The sequence below is a fragment of the Marinitoga sp. 1197 genome (assembly GCF_001021165.1).
In the GTDB taxonomy this organism is placed as follows: Bacteria; Thermotogota; Thermotogae; order Petrotogales; family Petrotogaceae; genus Marinitoga.
This window is the reverse complement of record NZ_AZAY01000020.1, coordinates 16,720-36,353: the sequence shown is the minus strand read 5'-3', so window position 1 is coordinate 36,353 and position 19,634 is coordinate 16,720. Positions and strand designations below refer to the sequence as shown.

Genomic DNA, 19,634 nt, shown 5'->3' with positions numbered 1-19,634 from the left:
GCAGTGAGACTAAAAATGTCTATTATTCTGATTGTCCTTGTGGGAATTTCACTTTTTGCTAATTATACAATTAGGACGGGTGATGTTTTGGGATTATGGGTTTTTGGTTATCCAGAATATTCTAACCAAAAAATTATGGTTGGTCCAGATGGGAAGATTACTGTTCCGCCGATTGGAAGATTAACTGCAATTGGAAAAAACATTGAAGCACTTGAAAAAGAAATAAAAGATAAAATAAGCACTTATATAAAATCACCTAATGTTACTCTGGGTATTGTTAATTATGCTCCATTTGAAGTTCAAGTCATTGGAAATGTTAGAAAATCTGGTATTATACAATTGCCCAAACCTGAATTATCCTTAACAAAAATTATCTCTTTAAGTGGTGGATTTGCGGAACCATGGAAAAGTTCTTATGCCATAGTAAAATATCCTGATGGCACAGAAAAGAAAGTTGATATTACTAATTTATTCAAAGGATTATTATTAGAAAATGATCCTATAGTACCTGAAAACTCAACCGTTGTCATACCTTTTGAATTTAATACCAATATTAATGTATACACAAATTTCGGAATAAAAACTATCCAATATTTTAATGGAATTACATTAAAAGATGTTATTTCTCTTTCAAATATTAATCCAGAAAATTTCGAAAATTCCATTATTGTATTAAGAAATGAAGAAATGTTAAACTATTCTTTTGATGATTTAAAAAATAATAATAATATAACTCTAAAAAAAGGGGATACTATTATTTTTAATAAGTTAGAAAAGTATGTTTATGTTTTTGGCCTAAATAAAAGTGGGAAAATAATATTTGATAAAGATGAACCATTTACTATGAAAACTTTGATGGCTAAACTTGGAATTGACCCAAAATACACTACGTATACAATATATAGTAAAGAAAATGGAAAATTGGATAATATTAATGACGATTATAATTTAAATATTGGAGAGATTATAGAATTTGAATCCGTTGAAAAATATGTTTATGTTAGTTCAAATAAAGGCGGAGGAAAAATCATATTTGATATAAAAGAAGCTTTTGATTTGAATACTTTATTGGGTAAAATGGGTATTGATAAAAAGGAGTACAGTATTGAAATATTTAATCCAAAAACTGGAATAACATCTGAAGCCACAAAAAATATTTCACTTATCAAAGGTATGATTATAAAATTTATACCTGTTGAAAAATTTGTATATGTTAATAATAAAGGTAAAATTTCTTTCTCAAAAACTGAAAACTTTGATTTAGATACTTTAGTTGGTAAATTAGGTGTTGATAAAGACTTAACTGAAATTAGAGTTTTTGATCCTGATACTAAAGACACTTTTGTCGCTACAACCAATATTTCTTTGAAAAACAATATGTATATTGATTTTATTCCTGTTGAAAAATTTGTATATGTTAATAATAAAGGTAAAATTTCTTTCTCAAAAACTGAAAACTTTGATTTAGATACTTTAGTTGGCAAGTTAGGTGTTGATAAAGACTTAACTGAAATTAGAGTTTTTGATCCTGATACTAAAGACACTTTTGTCGCTACAACCAATATTTCTTTGAAAAACAATATGTATATCGATTTTATTCCTGTTAATAAATTTGTATACGTTGTTGGGGATATATCAAAAACTATCTATTTTGATAAAAAAGAAAATATTGATAAAAAAACTATTTTAGCTAAATTAGGTTTAACTGAAAATAAAGTTGAACATTTCGAATATGATTCACTCAAACCTGGAAGCATCATAACAATTAAAATTAAAAAGAATTATGTTTATACTTCTGGTGCTTTTAACTATACAGGAAAAATAGACTTTGATATTTCAGAACCAATCACGCTTTCTGCAATTATTTCAAAAGCAAGAGGTTTTAATAACAGTTTTAGTGGGGAATTACTTTTAGTCAATAAAGATATTTCAAAACAGATTACTATTGAAGAAAATAAAATTTATAATGATATAATAGAACCGGGAACTATGATTATGGCAAAAAGTTCAAGAAGAGATGTTTATATTTTAGGTGAAGGTATAGCAAATGGTGTGTATACTGCTAAACTAAATGACTCATTATGGAGTATTTTATTGAAAGCCGGATATGTACCATCGGAGAAATATGAAATAACGGTAAAAAGTAATAATAATATAAATACTTATAATGGTATAAAAGCAGAAAATGTATTAAATAAAACTCCAATAACAAATGAAACTTATGTAAATGTAAAAAAAGTTAAAAATGATACAGTTTTAATTTATAAAAACGGTTCTATCAAGGTTGTTACACCGAAAAATAAAAATTATGTAACTTTAATAGACGTATTTAGCAGTGTTAATGGTTTTTCTCCATCAAATGAGGGAACTATTGTAGTATATAATAAAAATGAAAAAATTGCTGAATACAACTCTTTAGATGTAATTAATAATCCACTTTCAAAAATACCTGAAGGCTCTTATGTAAACTTTATTCTAGATGTTAATTTAAACTATATTACTGTATTGGGAAACACAACACCAAGAAGCATAAAAAGTGAAATTCCTATACCATTAACTGAATTATTAGGGCAATTATCTATTGATTGGAAAACTCAGAAATATATAAACTTATATAAAGCAAATGGAGATTTTGAAAAAATAGATTTGGATAAAGTTAAAAATCTGAATACAGTTTTAATTGAACCTGGTACTGTTGTATATGTTCCATCAACACATAATCAATATATATATGTATTTGGAGAAGTTTCAAGACCTGGAGTTATACCTTATACTAAAGGTTTAAATGTTATTGAAGCTTTATTTAAAGCAGGTGTAAGAACTCAAACTGCTGAATTGTCAAATGTATTTTTATTCACCGATGGTCCTGATCAACCGCCAATTGTTTTAAACTTAAAAGAGTTTTATAATGGTGAAAATGTTCCAGAAAATATGAACAAATTATTAGAACCTGGCGATATTATATATATTCCTAAAAATATTTTAACTAACGTTGTAAATGTTATGAGTATTGTTAATAACTTTATGAGTTTCTTTAATGCAGGATATACAACATACAATAATATTAATAGTATCTTAGGACAATAATCTAAATCCTCGAGCGGGATTTAGATTATGGTTCTTTATATATCAAAATTTATTCTATTTAATTAATAAAAGTTATTATCTTCAAAAATAGATGAGGAGGCATATGTTATGATAGAATTAACTCCAAAAGAAATTGTAAAAGAATTAGATAAATATATTATAGGTCAAACAAATGCTAAAAAAGCTGTGGCAATAGCCTTAAGAAATAGATACAGAAGATTAAAATTACCTGAAAAAATGAAAAAAGAAATTATGCCTAAAAATATTTTAATGATTGGTCCAACAGGAGTTGGTAAAACAGAGATAGCCAGAAGATTGGCTCAAATTGCCAATGCTCCTTTTATAAAAGTTGAAGCTACAAGATTTACAGAAGTGGGATATGTTGGAAAAAACGTTGAATCAATGATAAGAGAATTGGTTAATGTATCTATCAATATGGTAAGAAATGAAATGATGAAAGATGTCGAAGAAAATGCTGAAGAATTAGTTGAAGAAAAAATTTTAGATTCATTAATGGGAATAAAAAAAACTAAACATCCATCTGCTGGAAATTTCATGGATTTGTTAAATATGTTTGGTCAAAATCAACCTAAAAAGGAAGAACCAATTCATGATTCAAATGTTCATGAAAGGAGAGAAGAATTAAGAAGAAGATTGAAAAATAAAGAATTAGAAGAAATTGAAATTGAAATTGAGGTCGAGGAATCTGCAACTCCAATGTTTGCTGGATTGGGCCCGGAATTTGAAGATATGGGAATACAAATTGGAGAAATGTTCTCAAATATGATGCCGAAAAAAACTATTAGAAAAAAATTGAAAATAAAAGATGCAAGAAAATTATTATTACCTATTGAAGCTGAGAAATTGATCGATAAAGATAAAATGATTCAAGAAGCTATAGATAGGGCACAAAATAGGGGCATAATCTTTATAGATGAAATGGATAAAATTGCTGCTAAATCTGGAGGATCTGGTCCAGATGTTTCTCGTGAAGGTGTTCAAAGAGATTTATTGCCTATTGTTGAAGGTACAACTGTTATAACTAAACACGGACCAATTAAAACTGATTATATGCTGTTTATCGCAGCTGGTGCGTTTCATGTCTCTAAACCTTCTGATTTAATTCCTGAAATGCAAGGTAGGTTCCCTATTAGAGTAGAATTAGATGCTTTAACAGAAAAGGATTTTGTCAGAATTTTAGTTGAGCCAGAAAATGCTATTACCAAACAATATAAAGCTTTGCTGGAAACTGACGGTGTTAATCTAATGTTTACAGATGATGGAATAAATGAAATTGCCAAAATTGCTTTTGAGTTAAATGAAAGAATTGAAAATATCGGTGCAAGAAGATTATATACTGTTGTAGAAAGAGTGCTTGAAGAGGTTTCTTTTGAAGCTCCTTTAGGTTCAGAAGTTGATATAAAAATTACAAAGGAATATGTTAAACAAAGAGTAGGAAATCTTGCAGAAAATAAGGATTTAAGCGAATTTGTCCTTTAGGAGGTTTTTCATGCATAGAATTTTAATTATTGATGATTCCCCTGAAATTGTAATTTTATATGAAAAGATGATCAATAATTATCTCCAGAATATTGATCATATTAATACTATTATTTACACTCTAAATGATTTTAAAAATTTTTTAGATGACGAAAATAATTTCAAAGAGAAATTTTCACTTATAATTAGTGAAATAGAGTTGCATGGTGAGAATATTGTAGATTATTTAGAAGTGTTAAAAACGTATCAACCCAGAACTCCTTTATATATTGTTAGCAATAAAATGAACTTAAATTCAATAAAAAATATATTTAAAATTGGTGCTCTAGATTGGATTGAAAAACCGATAGTTCCAGAAGAATTTGCTATTATGCTTGCAGAATCTATATTCAAGGGTGAAACTTTTGAAGGAAAATACAGAAAGTTAAGAAATGAGATAATAAATTTTGATGAAAAGAATAATCTGGAATTTTTTATGCTTGAAGATAAAATAAGCACTTTAATTTTTGAAAACCCTAATAGATATGAAGGTCACTTTTTACTTGGATATTTATACTGGAAAAAACTAAAAAATATAAATCTTCTAAAAAAACATTACAATGCAGCTTTAGTACTTTCTGAAAATAATATTAAAGACAAGGAACTTGAAAATGTTATTGTTAAAATCCTGGAGGGGCATAATAATGAAAAATAAAATGAAATATATTATTATTATTGGATGTGGTAGACTAGGATCTGAATTAGCCCGACGCTTTTCTAAAGATCATAATGTAATTGTTGTGGATAAATTGCCAGAAGCTCTCGAACGTCTTAAAAAATATAATTTTACAGGTTTTTCGATGGTAGTCGACAGTTCTGATATTGCTATTTTAGATCAGGTAAAAGCCGAAAAAGCCGATTTAATATATATCGTCACTCCAGATGATAATTTAAACTTTATGCTTGCAAATGCCTGCAATACTTTTTATAAAACAAAAAACCAAAAATTGGAAATAATAGCAAGAGTTAATGACCCACATAAAAAAAATCTTTTTGAAAAAGCTGGATTAACTATATTTTGTCCTATTGAGCATGCAGTTGACGAATTGGTAGGAAATGAGGGTGTAATAAATGAAAAATAAAATCTTTTATATTGTTGAAGGAGAGAATATCGCTTATTCAATAGTGAGAAATTTATTATATCAGGGACATAATGTATACTATATTTCGGCTAATCAGGAAAATATAAATAGAATTTTATCCTTAAAAGCATATTATTCAAATTTAGATGGAATTTTGCATGATCCAACAGAAATAACTTTTTTGGAAAGTCTTGATATGGCACCAAACAGAGTTGGAGGTGTGATTTCTCTCTCTAGTGATGATGCATTAAATTTTGTTGTTTCATGGTTAATCAAACAACTTTACGAAGATATACGTGTAATATCCCTTGTTAATTATCCTGAAAATGAAAAATTATTTCTGCAAAATTATATTGAAACTGTTAGTATTACAAATTGGATAGAAAAATTGATAGAAGCTTCTATAGAATATCAAACAAATTTGAGTTTTTTTAATCCTTATGCTGACAAATTAGCAATTATAGAGGTAAAAATAAAAAAACAGGATTTTGCTGCTAATAAAAAACTAAAAGATTTATATATGCCAGAAAATTCTATTGTAAGCATGATTATACGCGAAAATGAAATTTTTGTTCCTCAGGGAAATACTGAAATATTGACTGGAGATAAATTGGTTATTTTTTCATTAAAAGATAAAGTTCCTGAAGTTAAGCTGAAACTATTGAAAGGATGAAAATATGCCAAAATACCTTTCTAACTTAAAATATCGATATAAATTAGTTTTTAAAAATACCGGCTTAATGCTGGTATATTTTGGTATTGGATTAATTTTATTTGGATCGTTAGCTCTATTTTATAAAGATTTTAATTCTTTTTATAGTTTTTTGGAATCAGGTTTAATAAGTATATTCACAGGTTCTTTTTTTATATTATTGAGCTGGAATACAAAAAATTCTGCAATAAATATTCAGGATGCTATAGTTATTATATTTTTGGTATGGACATTAGCAATATTCTTTTCTGCATTACCATTCGTTTTTTCTGGAATATTGAATATACATCAAGCTATTTTTGAGTCAACAAGCGGTTGGACAACTACTGGACTTACTCTTGTAGACGTTACAAAAATTCCTAAAATCTTTTTATTATGGCGAAGTCTTATGCAATATTTTGGTGGTGCTGGATTTGCATTAATTATGGTTATAGCTACAGGCGCTCTTGGTGTTGGACTATATCAGGCAGAAGGAAGAACTGATAATGTCGTTCCAAACTTGCGGGATTCTGCAAAAATAATCTTTGGAATTTATATATCATGGGCTATTATAGGTATTATTTTATTAAAATTCATAGCGGGATTATCTTTTTTTGATTCTTTTAATCATACATTGACCGCTCTAGCCACAGGTGGTTTTTCCACAAAAGTTAATAGTATAGGAGAATTTAATAATATTAATGCTGAAATAATTATTATGGTTTTAATGATTGCTGGTGGAACGGGATTTGGAGTTCATTATGCAGCTTTAAGACGCCGAGATTTATTTAGAAAAAATCCCGAACCAAAAACTATGTTTTTTATTTTAATAATATCAATCCCCTTAATTTTATTTTTCACAACAAAATTATTATATGGTTTTTGGGGTGGATTAAGACATTCGGCTTTCCAGGCTATTTCCGCTCTTACAGGAACAGGATTTTCTACAGTTTCATTTGAAAACTGGAATGGTTTTGGATTGCTTATTATGACAATATTAATGATATTAGGCGGAATGATGGATTCAACTTCTGGTGGGTTAAAACTTTTCAGGATATTTGTAATATGGAAAATAATCACTCATCAAATAAAAAATTATTTTAAACCAGAAGGAAGTATTTTTCATATAGAAGTATATAAAGGTATTTCAAAGAAAAAAATTTCTTATGATACTTTAAAAGATGTAATTGCAGTTGTATTTATGTATTTTTTAATATATACTATAGGAGTATTGGTATTATTATCTTATGGTTATTCCATGGAAGATTCTTTATTTGAATATGCATCGGCATTATCTGCAGTAGGACTTTCTATAGGAATAACAACTCCAAATTCACCATTAGGGGTTATATGGATAGAAACAATTGGTATGTATCTCGGAAGGCTCGAATTTTTTGTAATATTCTTTGCCATAATTAAAATCTTTAGAGATATAAAAGATATAATTCAAATTAAATTTTCAAAAATTAGAGGAGGTGGACCCTTTTAAAGGGTAGTGTATGGCTCAATACAAGAAGTTTAAAGGTACTCAGGATATCTTTGGTGAAGAATCAAAATATTGGTATTTTATAGAAAAAAAAGCAAGAGAAACATTTTTAAAATATGGCTATAAAGAAATTAAAACCCCAATAATTGAACCTACTGAATTATTTAAAAGAAGTGTTGGCGAAGATACAGATATAGTTCAAAAAGAAATGTACACTTTTGAAGATAAAGGAGGCCGTTCTGTTACTTTAAGGCCAGAAGGTACTGCTTCGGTAGTGAGAGCATATGTTGAAAATTCTATGATTAACCTTGGCTCCCCAATAAAATTATATTATATCGGTCCTATGTTCAGATATGAAAAACCTCAGGCTGGAAGACTACGACAATTTCATCAGATAGGAATTGAAATTTTTGGAACAAATACACCTATTTCAGATGCCGAAACTATTATTTTAGCAGATGAATTATTAAAATCATTCGGATTAAAAAACTACAAAATAAAAATAAACAGTATTGGTTGTGAAAAATGTCGTCCTGTGTATAGAGATAAACTAAAAGCATATTATAAACCATTATTACCAAAATTATGTGATGATTGTCAGAAAAGATATGAAAATAATATAATGAGACTGCTTGATTGTAAAATTGATAAAAGTTATTCTAAGGATGCCCCAACAATATTAGAACATTTATGTGATGATTGTAAAGCTCATTTTGATAAGGTTATAAAATATTTAGATGAATTAAATATTAATTATGAAATAGATTCTAAAATAGTCCGTGGTCTTGATTACTATACAAAAACAGCTTTTGAAATTGAACATATGGATCTTGGCGCACAATCTGTTATATTAGGTGGAGGAAGGTATAATTCATTAGTTGAGGAAATAGGGGGCAAAAACACTCCTGCGATAGGTTTTGGCATGGGAATTGAAAGGATTATTTTAGCCTTAAAAAAAGAAAATATCGAGATTGAAAATCCTGAAAAAATAGATATATATATTGCTTATGCTGGTGAAAATACAGATATTGCTGCTTTAAAGCTTTCAAAAACTTTAAAAAATGAAGGATTAAATGTATTTTTAAATATTTCCGAAAGAAGCATTAGAAATCAGATGAAACATGCAAATAAAATAAAAGCACATTTTGTTGTTATAATAGGAGAAAATGAAATAAAAACAGATACAATAACCGTTAAAAATATGAATACTGGAGAGCAATTTGAAATAGAAAATTATTGGGCTCCGCAAATTTTAAAAGAAAAAGTTTCATTGGAGTGATGTTATGATTCTTTTAAATCCATTAATAGTTGTTGTTGGAATGATTATGTATATTATTCCTTATTTATGGCCCTTGAGTTTTGCTATTACCATGTTTGTATATCATATATTACTTAAAAATAGAGATGAACATATAAAAAGAATTAAAATCTTATTTAAAATTGAGAATCTGGAATTTTTTAATCTTAAACAAAACAATTCTTTAAAAATTCTATTTGGTTACATAATTTCATTCTCTGGATTTACTATAATTTTTATTAAAATTTCAAATCAATTAGAACGTTTTTATAGCAATATTTCTTCTGTTGAAGAACTGAAAAATATTGAATTTGTTTTACCAACATTTGATACGTTCCTCTTTTTTTTATTTTTATTTTTCATATGGTTTACCTATACAAGATTAATAAATAAAATAATAAAAGATCAATTTTACCTACAAAATATTGAAATTCAGAAAAATTTGATTAAAGAACCTATTTTAAAATATAGAGATGCTAATTTTATAATGTTTCTTAGATTAATAACTTTTAATTTGTATGAATGGTTTTTACTAATTTCGTTGTTAAAAGAAACAAATTCTTTATATAAAGCTGATGGAACTTATGAAATAAATTTAGAAAAAATGAAAAAAGAGATTAAGCAAGATGTATCTGATCCCTTTGAAAACATTAAACAGGAAGATTTTAACTCAAAAGAAGAATTTTTGAGTTATTTATATTCTGAAATTTCAAAATTGAATGTACAAAATCGATTAAAAATCCTTGAAAAACTCCTCGAAAAAAATATTCTTTCAAAAGAAGATGCAGAAAAAATTAAAAAAATGTTTTAAAGAAAATGTTTTAAATTTTACAAAAAATACATATTTTTTTTACTTGACAAGGTATTAAAATATTAATATAATAATACCGATTTTATTAATGCATTTTATTAACGCAATGGCTGTCTTGTGAAATCTAATAGGGAGGTATTAATATGACAAGAGATGAACTTTTCGAAAAGGTAAAAGAAATTATAGTAGAAACTTTAAATGTTGAAGAAGAAGACGTTACTTTAGACGCTTCATTCACTGATGACTTAGATGCAGATTCTTTAGAACTTGTTGACCTGACAATGGCTTTTGAATCTGAATTGGGTGTTACAATTGAAGATGAAGAATTAGAGAACATCAAAACTGTAGAGGATGTTATTAATTCGTTAGCTGAAAAATTAAAAATAGAAGAAGAATAACAACCTTATAAGGGAAGCTTTCGCTTCCCTTATTTTATTTGAAAAAATATTCCGATGCAAACAAACATTGGACATATAACTTGAAATTTTTCGATAAATTATTTGAAAAACATGAAAAATACAGGAGGGTTAGATATGGCGAAAAAATATATTGTCATAACTGGTGGTGTTTTAAGTGGTATTGGAAAAGGTATTGTTTCTGCTTCAATTGGAAGAATTCTAAAAGATAGTGGTATTAAAGTTAACTCTTTAAAAATAGATCCATATCTAAATGTAGACGCAGGTACAATGAATCCAAATCAGCATGGAGAGGTTTTTGTTACCGATGATGGATATGAAGCAGATTTAGATCTTGGGCACTATGAAAGGTTTTTAGGAATCAATATGAAAAGATATAATAATATTACAGCTGGACAAGTTTTTAAGAGTATTATAGAAAAAGAACGTGAAGGAAAATATTTAGGAGCTACTGTACAGATGGTACCTCATGTTACTGAAGAAATCAAAAATAGAATAAAAAATATTGACACAGATTTACTAATAATAGAAATTGGTGGTACCGTTGGAGATATTGAAGGTGAAATATTTTTGGAAGCCGTAAGAGAATTGTCACTTGAAGAGGGAATAGAAAACTTTTTTTTCATACACGTTACTTTTGTTCCTTATTTAAGCGTAACTAACGAATTCAAAACAAAACCAACTCAACAGTCTGTACAGCAACTCAGGAAAATCGGGATACATCCAGATATGTTAATTATTAGAACAGAAAAATCTATTGATTCAAATAGCCTTGATAAAATCGCTTTGTTTGCAGGTGTAAACAGAAAACACGTGATTAATTTACCTGATGTTGACAATGTTTATGAAGTTCCAGAAAAATTATACAATATCGGTGTTCAACATATAATTGCCGAAAATTTAAATTTAAAAATAGATAATAAACTAAACTGGAATTATCCTAAAAACTTTTTACCAATAAAAATAGCATTAGTAGGAAAATATCTTGGAACTGATGATGCTTATAAAAGTATTATAGAAAGTATATTTTTATGTGGAGCAGAAAAGCCTGAGTTAATAGATTCACAACAAATTGAAGACCTAACAGAGGAAGAAACAAAAGAATTATTATCCAGATATGATGGTATAATTATTCCAGGTGGCTTTGGCAAAAGAGGTATTGAAGGAAAAATAAAAGCTGTTAAAATAGCAAGAGAAAATAAAATACCTATATTTGGTATATGTCTGGGAATGCAAATCATGGTCATAGAATTTGCAAGAAACATCGGAAAACTTAAAAATGCTAATTCGTACGAGTTTGATCCTACAACACCATATCCTGTCATTGACATAATGGAAGAGCAAAAAAAGATATTAAAATTAGGTGGAACTATGAGACTAGGAGCTCAAAAAACATTGATTTTAAAAAATACAAAATTATATGAAATATATAAAACAGATATTGTCTTTGAAAGACATAGACATAGATATGAAGTTAATTTAGAAAAATTCAGAAATCTTTTTGTTTATTCAGAAGAAAAAAATATAGATAATAAATTAATTATTTCTGCTAAATCTGATTTTGTTGAAGCTGTTGAATTAAGAAATCATCCATTCTTCATAGGTGTTCAATTTCACCCTGAACTAAAGAGTAAAGTTGGATCCCCACATCCAATCTTTAAAGCTTTTATAAAAAGATTATATGAATTAAAGGAGAAAAAATGAATTTTATAAGTTTATTAATTACATTTCTAATCTACTTTTTTATTATATACTCAATAGAAAAATTTTTTTCATTTGAAAAATCTTTAATCATAAAATCTGTTATATTTACACTTTTAATATTCATATACAAATTAAAATTACATATAAAATTACCCTATTATATATACATTATTTTTATAATATATGGAATAATAATAATTTTTCTTCCACAAAAGTGGGTAAAAAGTGATTCATTCAGGATTTATATTAACAGAAAAAGACTATTACTAATACCACTATCTGCCGCAATAACAGAAGAAGTTTTTTTTAGAGGTATTTTAAATACAAAATTACTGTTTATCTATAATAATATATATATAGCCGTTATGATTTCATCTTTATTATTCGCATTAATACATATATTTAACTTATTCAATGGCATTGAAAACAAACGATATTTCTTTATAACTTTTCCTATAAGATTTGCTTTTGGTTTATTTTTCTCGTATGTTTATTTTAAATATGGTTTATTAAGCGCGATTATATTACACTTTTTAATCGATTTTCCAGCATTATATAAAATATATAAATTGCAATAATTTTAATATCTATTATTGTGTTATAATTATTATACAATTAATATTTTGAGGTGAACTTATGAATTATATTCATGTAAAAGGTGCAAGAGAACACAATTTGAAAAATATCGATGTAAAAATTCCAAAAAATAAATTGGTGGTAATATCCGGTCTTTCTGGTTCAGGGAAATCCACATTAGCTATGGATACAATATACGCTGAGGGACAGAGAAGATATTTAGAATCAGTATCCTCATATGCTCGAATGTTCCTGGGAGAATTAAAAAAACCTGATGTTGAATATATTGAAGGTTTATCTCCGGCTATAGCTATAGAGCAAAAATCTGTTTCACACAACCCAAGATCTACAGTTGGAACCGTGACAGAAATATACGATTACATGAGAGTTTTATTTGCCAGAATTGGAAAACCTTTCTGTCCTAAATGTAATATTCCAGTGGAAAAATCCTCAATAGACGAAATTATAGATAAAGTATATAAGGAGTTTGATGACAGTTCAAGGATTTATGTGTTCTCACCAATAGCAAAAGAAAAAAAGGGTGAATTTAAAAAGGAAATTGAACAGATGAAAAAAAATGGTTATAAAAGGATTGAAATAGATGGAGAAATATTTGATCTGGAAGATATTATCTCTTTGAAAAAAAATTACAGACATACACTCAACTTATTAATAGATAGATTGAAATTAAAAAAAGAAAATTTTGAAAGATTGTATGAAGCTATAGAATTGTCATTAAAAGAATCTGATGGTTTTGTAGAAATTAGAGAACTTGATAATAATGAAAATATTATTAAATCAAAAATTTATAGTGAAAAATTAGTTTGTCCTGAATGCGGTTTTACTTTTCCAGAAATTACTCCAAAATTATTTTCATTCAATAGTCCTTATGGTGCCTGTAAAGATTGTCATGGCTTGGGATTTAAATATGAATTTGAACCTTCATATATTCTGGATCCTGATAAAAATATATATAATGGCGCAGTGAAAGCCGGAAAAGATTCATATATAATTAAAACTTTGGAAAAAGTGATTTTGCATTATAACGACAATCCAGAAAAAAAAATCAGAGAATTAAAAACTGAAACACAAAACGCTTTATTATATGGTACAAAGGATAAAATCACTTTTGAATATATTACTCCAAATGGTGTGTATACTTTCAAAAAAACATTTGAAGGTTTGTATAACATGTATGAAAGAAGATATAAATCTACCGATTCGGATGAAATGCGTAACTACTACCAAAATGAATTCATGACTATGAAAACATGTCAAACTTGTGGAGGAAAAAGATTGAAAATTGAACCTCTAAGCATCAAACTAAATGAAAAAAATATACAAGAAATTTCAGATATGCCTATTGAAAAAACAAAATCTTTTTTCGAAAATATTACATTAACAGATTTTGAGAAAAAAATAGTTGGTGAATTATTAAATGAAATAAAAAAAAGATTGGGATTTTTAACGGATGTTGGTCTGGGATATATTTCCCTTTCAAGATCTGCAAATACGCTTTCTGGTGGTGAATCACAGAGAGTCCGACTCGCTACTCAAATTGGATCTGGTTTAACAGGAGTTACATATGTTTTAGATGAACCAACTATTGGGCTGCATCCAAGAGACAATGATAAATTAATTCAAACATTGAAAAAATTAAAAAATCTTGGTAATACTGTTATAATTGTTGAACATGATGAAGAGGTGATAAAATCTTCAGACTATATAGTTGATTTAGGTCCTGGCGCTGGAATTAATGGTGGAAAAGTTGTATATAGTGGCTGGATAAAAAATTTATTGAAAAACCCAAAAGATTCGCTTACAGGACAATATATAACAGGAAAAAAGAGAATCGATATTATAAAATATCATACAAAAAAAATTGAAAGGAATGAAGTATTAAAATTATATGGTGCATCACATAATAATTTAAAAAATATCGATGTAATGTTCCCCTTAGGAAAATTCATCGTAATTACAGGTGTTTCTGGTTCTGGCAAATCATCTTTAATTATGGATACATTATATCCTGCTTTAATAAAAGAATTAAGGAAGGCTAAAGTCAAACCCGGTTATTATAAAAAAATAGAAGGAATTGAATATATAGACAATGTTATAGCCATTGACCAATCTCCTATAGGAAGAACGCCTCGAAGTAATCCTGCTACTTATACCGGTGTTTTTGATTTAATCAGGGATTTGTTTGCTGCAACTAAAGAAGCTCGTATGAAAGGATTTAAAAAAGGACGTTTTAGTTTTAATGTAAAAGGCGGTAGATGCGAAGCGTGTAATGGAAATGGTTATTTAAAAATAGAAATGCAATTTCTTCCCGATGTTTATGTTACATGTGATGTGTGTAAAGGCAAAAGATATAACAAAGAAACTCTGAATGTTAAATATAAAGGGAAATCTATAGCAGATGTTCTGGATATGTCAGTTGAAGAAGCACTTGATTTTTTCCAGAATATACCAAGAATTAAAAACATATTACAACTGTTAAATGATGTTGGAGTTGGTTATATTAAACTTGGGCAGCCAGCAACTACTTTATCAGGTGGAGAAGCTCAAAGAATAAAATTAACCTCAGAATTAAGAAAAAGAGCTACGGGAAGAACCCTATATTTTCTCGATGAACCAACTACAGGATTACATTTTGAAGATGTAAAGAAATTAATAGAGGTCTTACACAAATTAGTTGAAAAAGGTAATACTGTAATTATTATAGAACATAATTTAGATGTCATAAAAAATGCTGATTATATAATCGATTTAGGCCCTGAAGGTGGAGAAAATGGGGGATATATACTTGCAAATGGAACTGTAGAAGATATAATAAAAGCAAATACATATACTGGTCAATACTTAAAAAAAATTCTATAAAAATTTTTATAAAAAATGGCATGCTTAAGCACGCCATTTTTTATAATATATTATTCTTGAACTTCAAACATGTCTTTTCCAACACCACACATTGGGCATACCCAATCCTCTGGTAAATCATCAAATGATGTCCCTGCAGGAATATTTGCTGTTGGATCTCCTTCTTCTGGATCATAAATATAACCACAAACTGTACATACATATTTTTTCATAATTTTCCCTCCTATAAAATCCGATTATTTTTGTAATGATTACAAAAATATTATACTATTTTTTTCTTGTTTTGTCAAGAGATAATTTCTATTTTAAAAATTAAAATAAAAAAACTTTTTACCTATTTTTATGATATAATTATATAATAAAAAATAAGATATTTCATAAAAATAAGGAAGGAGTTGTTTTGATGTTTGACAAAATAAAAGAGACACCTGTAATTATATTAAACGGATTTACCAGCGATGAAATAAATAAGATAATGAAAGCTATAAAAAATGTTGAAGGCTTGCCAAGAATAATATTCGCAACAACTACAGAAACAAATATAAATTGGACAATTAAAGATTTGATAAACGAATTAAAACAAGAAGATATAGAGGTGAAAAAAGCTTTAAAAAAAGCTATAGAAGAAAGGAAATAGAGATGATTATATGAAAAATTCTAATTTTTATTATAATAATCCCGATAATTCTGTATTATTAAAATCAAGTAGGGGGTATCCAAAATTAGGAGCTATCGTGGACTCCGGGGGAGTTAATTTTGGCATTTTTACTAAAAACAGCACAAAAGTAATTTTAGAGTTATACCAGAATTTTTATGATGATATACCTTCACACGTATTTGAATTAGATCCAATAAAAAACAAAACAGGGGATATATGGCATATTTATATTCATAATATCAAACATGGGCAGTTTTATGGTTGGAGAGTTGATGGTGTTTATGATCCTATTAATGGTTTACGTTTTAATAAATACAAATTACTATCTGACCCATACGCAAAAGCTATTTCTGGTTCTTATAATTGGGATGAGGATAGCGTTTATGGATACGATAAAAAATCATCTTTGTTAGATCTTTCATTTTCTACTATTGATTCTGCTAAAAGTCCCACAAAATCCGTAGTAATAGATGATAGCGTTTATGATTGGGAAGATGATGTTCATCCAAGAATCCCATTAAAAGATTTGATAATTTATGAAATGAATGTAAGACTGTTTACTATGAATCCTAATTCTAACATCAAGAACAGAGGAACATTTGACGGAATTATTGAAAAATTATCTTACTTAAAAGATTTAGGAGTTAATGCCGTAGAATTGATGCCTATATTTGAATTTAATCCGAATTCCATTATAAGAAATAATCCCATTACAGGTGAAAAACTAAAAGATGTATGGGGGTATAATCCTCTGGCTTTTTTTGCTGTAACTGGAAATTATTCCAATGGTTTAAAAATAGGAGAGCAGGTATTTCTCTTCAAAGATTTTGTGAAAGCACTTCATAAAGAAGGTTTTGAAATCATTTTAGATGTTGTATATAATCATACAGGAGAAGGAAATGAATTAGGACCTACATTATCTTTTAGGGGAATTGATAATTCTGTTTACTATATTTTGAGTAAAAATAAAAGATACTATGAAAATTATTCTGGATGTGGCAATACTTTCAATTGTAACAATACTGTTGTTAAAAATTTAATCATTGATAGTTTGAGATATTGGGTAACAGAAATGCATGTTGATGGTTTTAGGTTTGATTTAGCTTCCATACTTGGTAGAGATTCTAATGGAAATTGGATAGGAGATTTATCATTGTTAAAAGACATTGCTGAGGATCCTATAATTTCTGGCTCTAAATTAATTGCTGAAGGATGGGATGCAGCAGGAGGTTATTTTTTAGGAGCATTTCCAGAAGGTTGGGCTGAATGGAATGGAAAATTCAGAGATTCTGTTAGAAAGTTCGTTAGAGGTGATATGGGATTAACAGGTGAAATCGCATGTCGAATAGCCGGTAGTGAAGACCTATATGGGAATAAATCTCCTATGGCAAGTGTTAATTTCATAACTTCTCACGATGGTTTTACAATGTGGGATCTTGTTTCATATAATAATAAACATAACGAAGAAAATGGTGAAAATAATCAGGACGGAACTAATGATAATTATAGTTTTAATTATGGAATTGAAGGTGAAACCAATAATTTAGACATATTGAAAGTTAGAAAACAACAGATAAAAAACTTTTTTACTATACTTATGATTTCTCAAGGAACTCCTATGATATATATGGGAGATGAATTTTGCAGAACACAATATGGGAATAACAACGCTTATTGTCAGGATACAATTAAGAATTGGGTAGATTGGAAGAGAAAGGATGACTTTTCGGATATTTTTCAATTTGTAAGAAAAGTAATTAATTTCAGAAAAATACATCATACATTAAGGAGAGAACACTTTTTTACTGGAAAAGATTATAGTGGTGATGGAATACCTGACATTACATGGCATGGAATTAAATTAAACCAACCAGATTTCTCTTATTATTCTAAATCTCTGGCTTTTATGATTAGTGGAATAGACTTTGTAAATCAAAATGTTCCTCCAGATAATGATATATACGTTGCCCTAAATTTTTATGAAAAAGATTTGTCTTTTGAACTTCCGTTCCTTAATAATAAAAGCTGGTTTCGAGTTATTGATACGTATTTTGATTCACCAGATGATTTTCTTGATTTTCCTCAAAAAGTTTCTAATAACTACATTGTAAAAACAAAAAGTATAATCGTATTAATTTCTAAATAATTGTATTTTGTGGTAAAATATATATAGGAATTTTATAGGAGTGATATATATAAGAGTAGGTATTCTAAGTACAGGCGATGAACTTATTGAAGGAGAAATTTCAAATATTACATCAAAGGAAATTTCAAATATTTTATATAATGAAGGATTTGAAATTTCTACTCATATTTGTGTGCGGGATAATAAAGAAGATATAATATCTTCACTGAGTTTTCTTTCAACTAAAAATGATGTGATTATAATTACAGGTGGTTTGGGTTCCACAATTGATGATATCACAAGAAATGCCGTTGCTGAATTTTTAAATATTGACTTAATTCTGAATACAGATGTTTACAATGATATTATTAATCGTTATAAAAGATTTGGAAAAACTCCAAACAAATTTATAAAAAGACAGGCTTATATACTAAAAAATTCAATCATTCTAAAAAATGATATTGGTAGTGCACCAGGACTTTATATAACAAAAAACAATAAACATTATATTTTACTACCAGGTCCTCCTGATGAAGCCCTTTATATGTTTAAAAAATATTTTAAACATATTTTTGGTAAATTCGATAAAAAGAGAATATATACAAAAAAAATACAATTTTATAATATTACTGAATCACAACTAATTTCTATATTAGAAAAGCATTTAGAAAATATCAACTATTCTACAAAACTCGAATTAGAAATGGGACCTTCATTGATATTTAAAGATAATAAAGAAAAATTAAAATCCATTATTGATTTTATAAATAATCAACTTATAGAGTATGTTGTTCCAGATAATCCATTAAAATATATTATAAACAACTTATCTAATAATAACAAAACCATAAGCACTGCTGAATCGTGTACAGGTGGCTTGGTTGGCAATTTTATAACAAATATTCCTGGATCTTCCAGAGTATATAAAGGTTCTATTGTTGCATATAATAATTATATAAAAAATAAATTATTACATGTGGATAATGAAGTTCTAAAGAATTATGGTGCTGTAAGTGAAAAAGCTGTTAAATTAATGGCAATAAATACCGCAAAAATATTTGATTCTGATTTTTCAATTTCGATAAGTGGCGTTGCAGGACCAGATGGCGGAACAAAAAATTTACCAGTAGGGACGGTGTTTTTTGGATTCTATTATAAATTATATGATAAAATAATAATCGAAAAAAAAAGATTTTCAGGAGATCGTATATTAATAAAAAGAAAAGCTGCTTTTTACTCGCTAATAAGATTTTTAAAATTGTTTTTATAGGAGGTCTGATCT

Annotated in this window: 16 protein-coding genes; 15 read left to right on the top strand and 1 reads right to left on the bottom strand. The window is 27.7% G+C overall.

What is annotated here, in order from left to right:
* Positions 1 to 3 precede the first annotated feature (3 nt).
* The 12 genes from X275_RS06080 (at position 4) to uvrA (ending at position 15,569) form a co-directional block, all read left to right on the top strand.
* The gene (locus X275_RS06080) at positions 4 to 3,087 is read left to right on the top strand and encodes a polysaccharide biosynthesis/export family protein (protein WP_047268005.1); all 3,084 of its coding nucleotides are present in this window, start codon (positions 4 to 6) and stop codon (positions 3,085 to 3,087) included.
* A 108-nt stretch (positions 3,088 to 3,195) separates the two neighbouring features.
* The gene (hslU, locus tag X275_RS06075) at positions 3,196 to 4,587 is read left to right on the top strand and encodes an ATP-dependent protease ATPase subunit HslU (RefSeq protein ID WP_047268004.1); all 1,392 of its coding nucleotides are present in this window, start codon (positions 3,196 to 3,198) and stop codon (positions 4,585 to 4,587) included.
* A 10-nt stretch (positions 4,588 to 4,597) separates the two neighbouring features.
* Positions 4,598 to 5,281, top strand: a complete 684-nt coding sequence (locus X275_RS06070) for a response regulator (protein WP_047268003.1) — start codon at positions 4,598 to 4,600, stop codon at positions 5,279 to 5,281.
* A complete protein-coding gene (locus X275_RS06065; protein WP_047265018.1) occupies positions 5,271 to 5,708 on the top strand; it encodes an NAD(P)-binding protein in 438 nt (145 codons plus the stop codon). Before X275_RS06070 ends, X275_RS06065 begins: the two co-directional genes overlap by 11 nt.
* Complete coding sequence (locus X275_RS11090) at positions 5,698 to 6,381, top strand: potassium channel family protein (RefSeq protein WP_052913116.1); 684 nt, start codon at positions 5,698 to 5,700, stop codon at positions 6,379 to 6,381. The genes X275_RS06065 and X275_RS11090 overlap by 11 nt, the downstream gene beginning before the upstream one ends.
* Positions 6,382 to 6,385: 4 nt before the next feature.
* Entirely contained in the window at positions 6,386 to 7,888 is a 1,503-nt protein-coding gene (locus X275_RS06055) for a TrkH family potassium uptake protein (protein ID WP_047268002.1), read from the top strand.
* 10 nt (positions 7,889 to 7,898) lie between these two features.
* The gene (hisS, locus tag X275_RS06050; RefSeq protein WP_047268001.1) at positions 7,899 to 9,164 is read left to right on the top strand and encodes a histidine--tRNA ligase; all 1,266 of its coding nucleotides are present in this window, start codon (positions 7,899 to 7,901) and stop codon (positions 9,162 to 9,164) included.
* Between the two features lie 4 nt (positions 9,165 to 9,168).
* Positions 9,169 to 9,993, top strand: a complete 825-nt coding sequence (locus X275_RS06045) for a hypothetical protein (RefSeq protein ID WP_047268000.1) — start codon at positions 9,169 to 9,171, stop codon at positions 9,991 to 9,993.
* A gap of 143 nt (positions 9,994 to 10,136) precedes the next feature.
* The gene (gene acpP / locus X275_RS06040; RefSeq protein ID WP_047267999.1) at positions 10,137 to 10,391 is read left to right on the top strand and encodes an acyl carrier protein; all 255 of its coding nucleotides are present in this window, start codon (positions 10,137 to 10,139) and stop codon (positions 10,389 to 10,391) included.
* A 135-nt stretch (positions 10,392 to 10,526) separates the two neighbouring features.
* On the top strand, positions 10,527 to 12,113 hold the full coding sequence (locus X275_RS06035) for a CTP synthase (protein ID WP_047267998.1): 1,587 nt from the start codon (positions 10,527 to 10,529) through the stop codon (positions 12,111 to 12,113).
* Entirely contained in the window at positions 12,110 to 12,691 is a 582-nt protein-coding gene (locus tag X275_RS06030) for a CPBP family intramembrane glutamic endopeptidase (protein ID WP_047267997.1), read from the top strand. The genes X275_RS06035 and X275_RS06030 overlap by 4 nt, the downstream gene beginning before the upstream one ends.
* 58 nt (positions 12,692 to 12,749) lie before the next feature.
* Positions 12,750 to 15,569 (top strand): excinuclease ABC subunit UvrA, encoded by a 2,820-nt coding sequence (gene uvrA, locus X275_RS06025; protein ID WP_047267996.1) that lies wholly within the window; start codon positions 12,750 to 12,752, stop codon positions 15,567 to 15,569.
* A 50-nt stretch (positions 15,570 to 15,619) separates the two neighbouring features.
* Here the strand turns inward: uvrA and rd are convergent, their stop codons facing one another.
* Positions 15,620 to 15,781 (bottom strand): rubredoxin, encoded by a 162-nt coding sequence (rd, locus tag X275_RS06020; RefSeq protein ID WP_047267995.1) that lies wholly within the window; start codon positions 15,779 to 15,781, stop codon positions 15,620 to 15,622.
* 191 nt (positions 15,782 to 15,972) lie between these two features.
* On the opposite strand from rd, the gene X275_RS06015 reads away from it, so the two are divergent.
* Genes X275_RS06015 through X275_RS06005 form a run of 3 tightly spaced genes read left to right on the top strand, consistent with a single transcriptional unit; the run spans position 15,973 to position 19,622 of the window.
* A complete protein-coding gene (locus X275_RS06015; protein ID WP_047267994.1) occupies positions 15,973 to 16,206 on the top strand; it encodes a DUF3783 domain-containing protein in 234 nt (77 codons plus the stop codon).
* A 10-nt stretch (positions 16,207 to 16,216) separates the two neighbouring features.
* Positions 16,217 to 18,373: a glycogen debranching protein GlgX gene (gene glgX / locus X275_RS06010; RefSeq protein WP_047267993.1), complete on the top strand. Its 2,157-nt coding sequence runs from the start codon at positions 16,217 to 16,219 to the stop codon at positions 18,371 to 18,373.
* 40 nt (positions 18,374 to 18,413) lie between these two features.
* A complete protein-coding gene (locus X275_RS06005; RefSeq protein WP_047267992.1) occupies positions 18,414 to 19,622 on the top strand; it encodes a nicotinamide-nucleotide amidohydrolase family protein in 1,209 nt (402 codons plus the stop codon).
* The last annotated feature ends 12 nt before the right edge of the window (positions 19,623 to 19,634 follow it).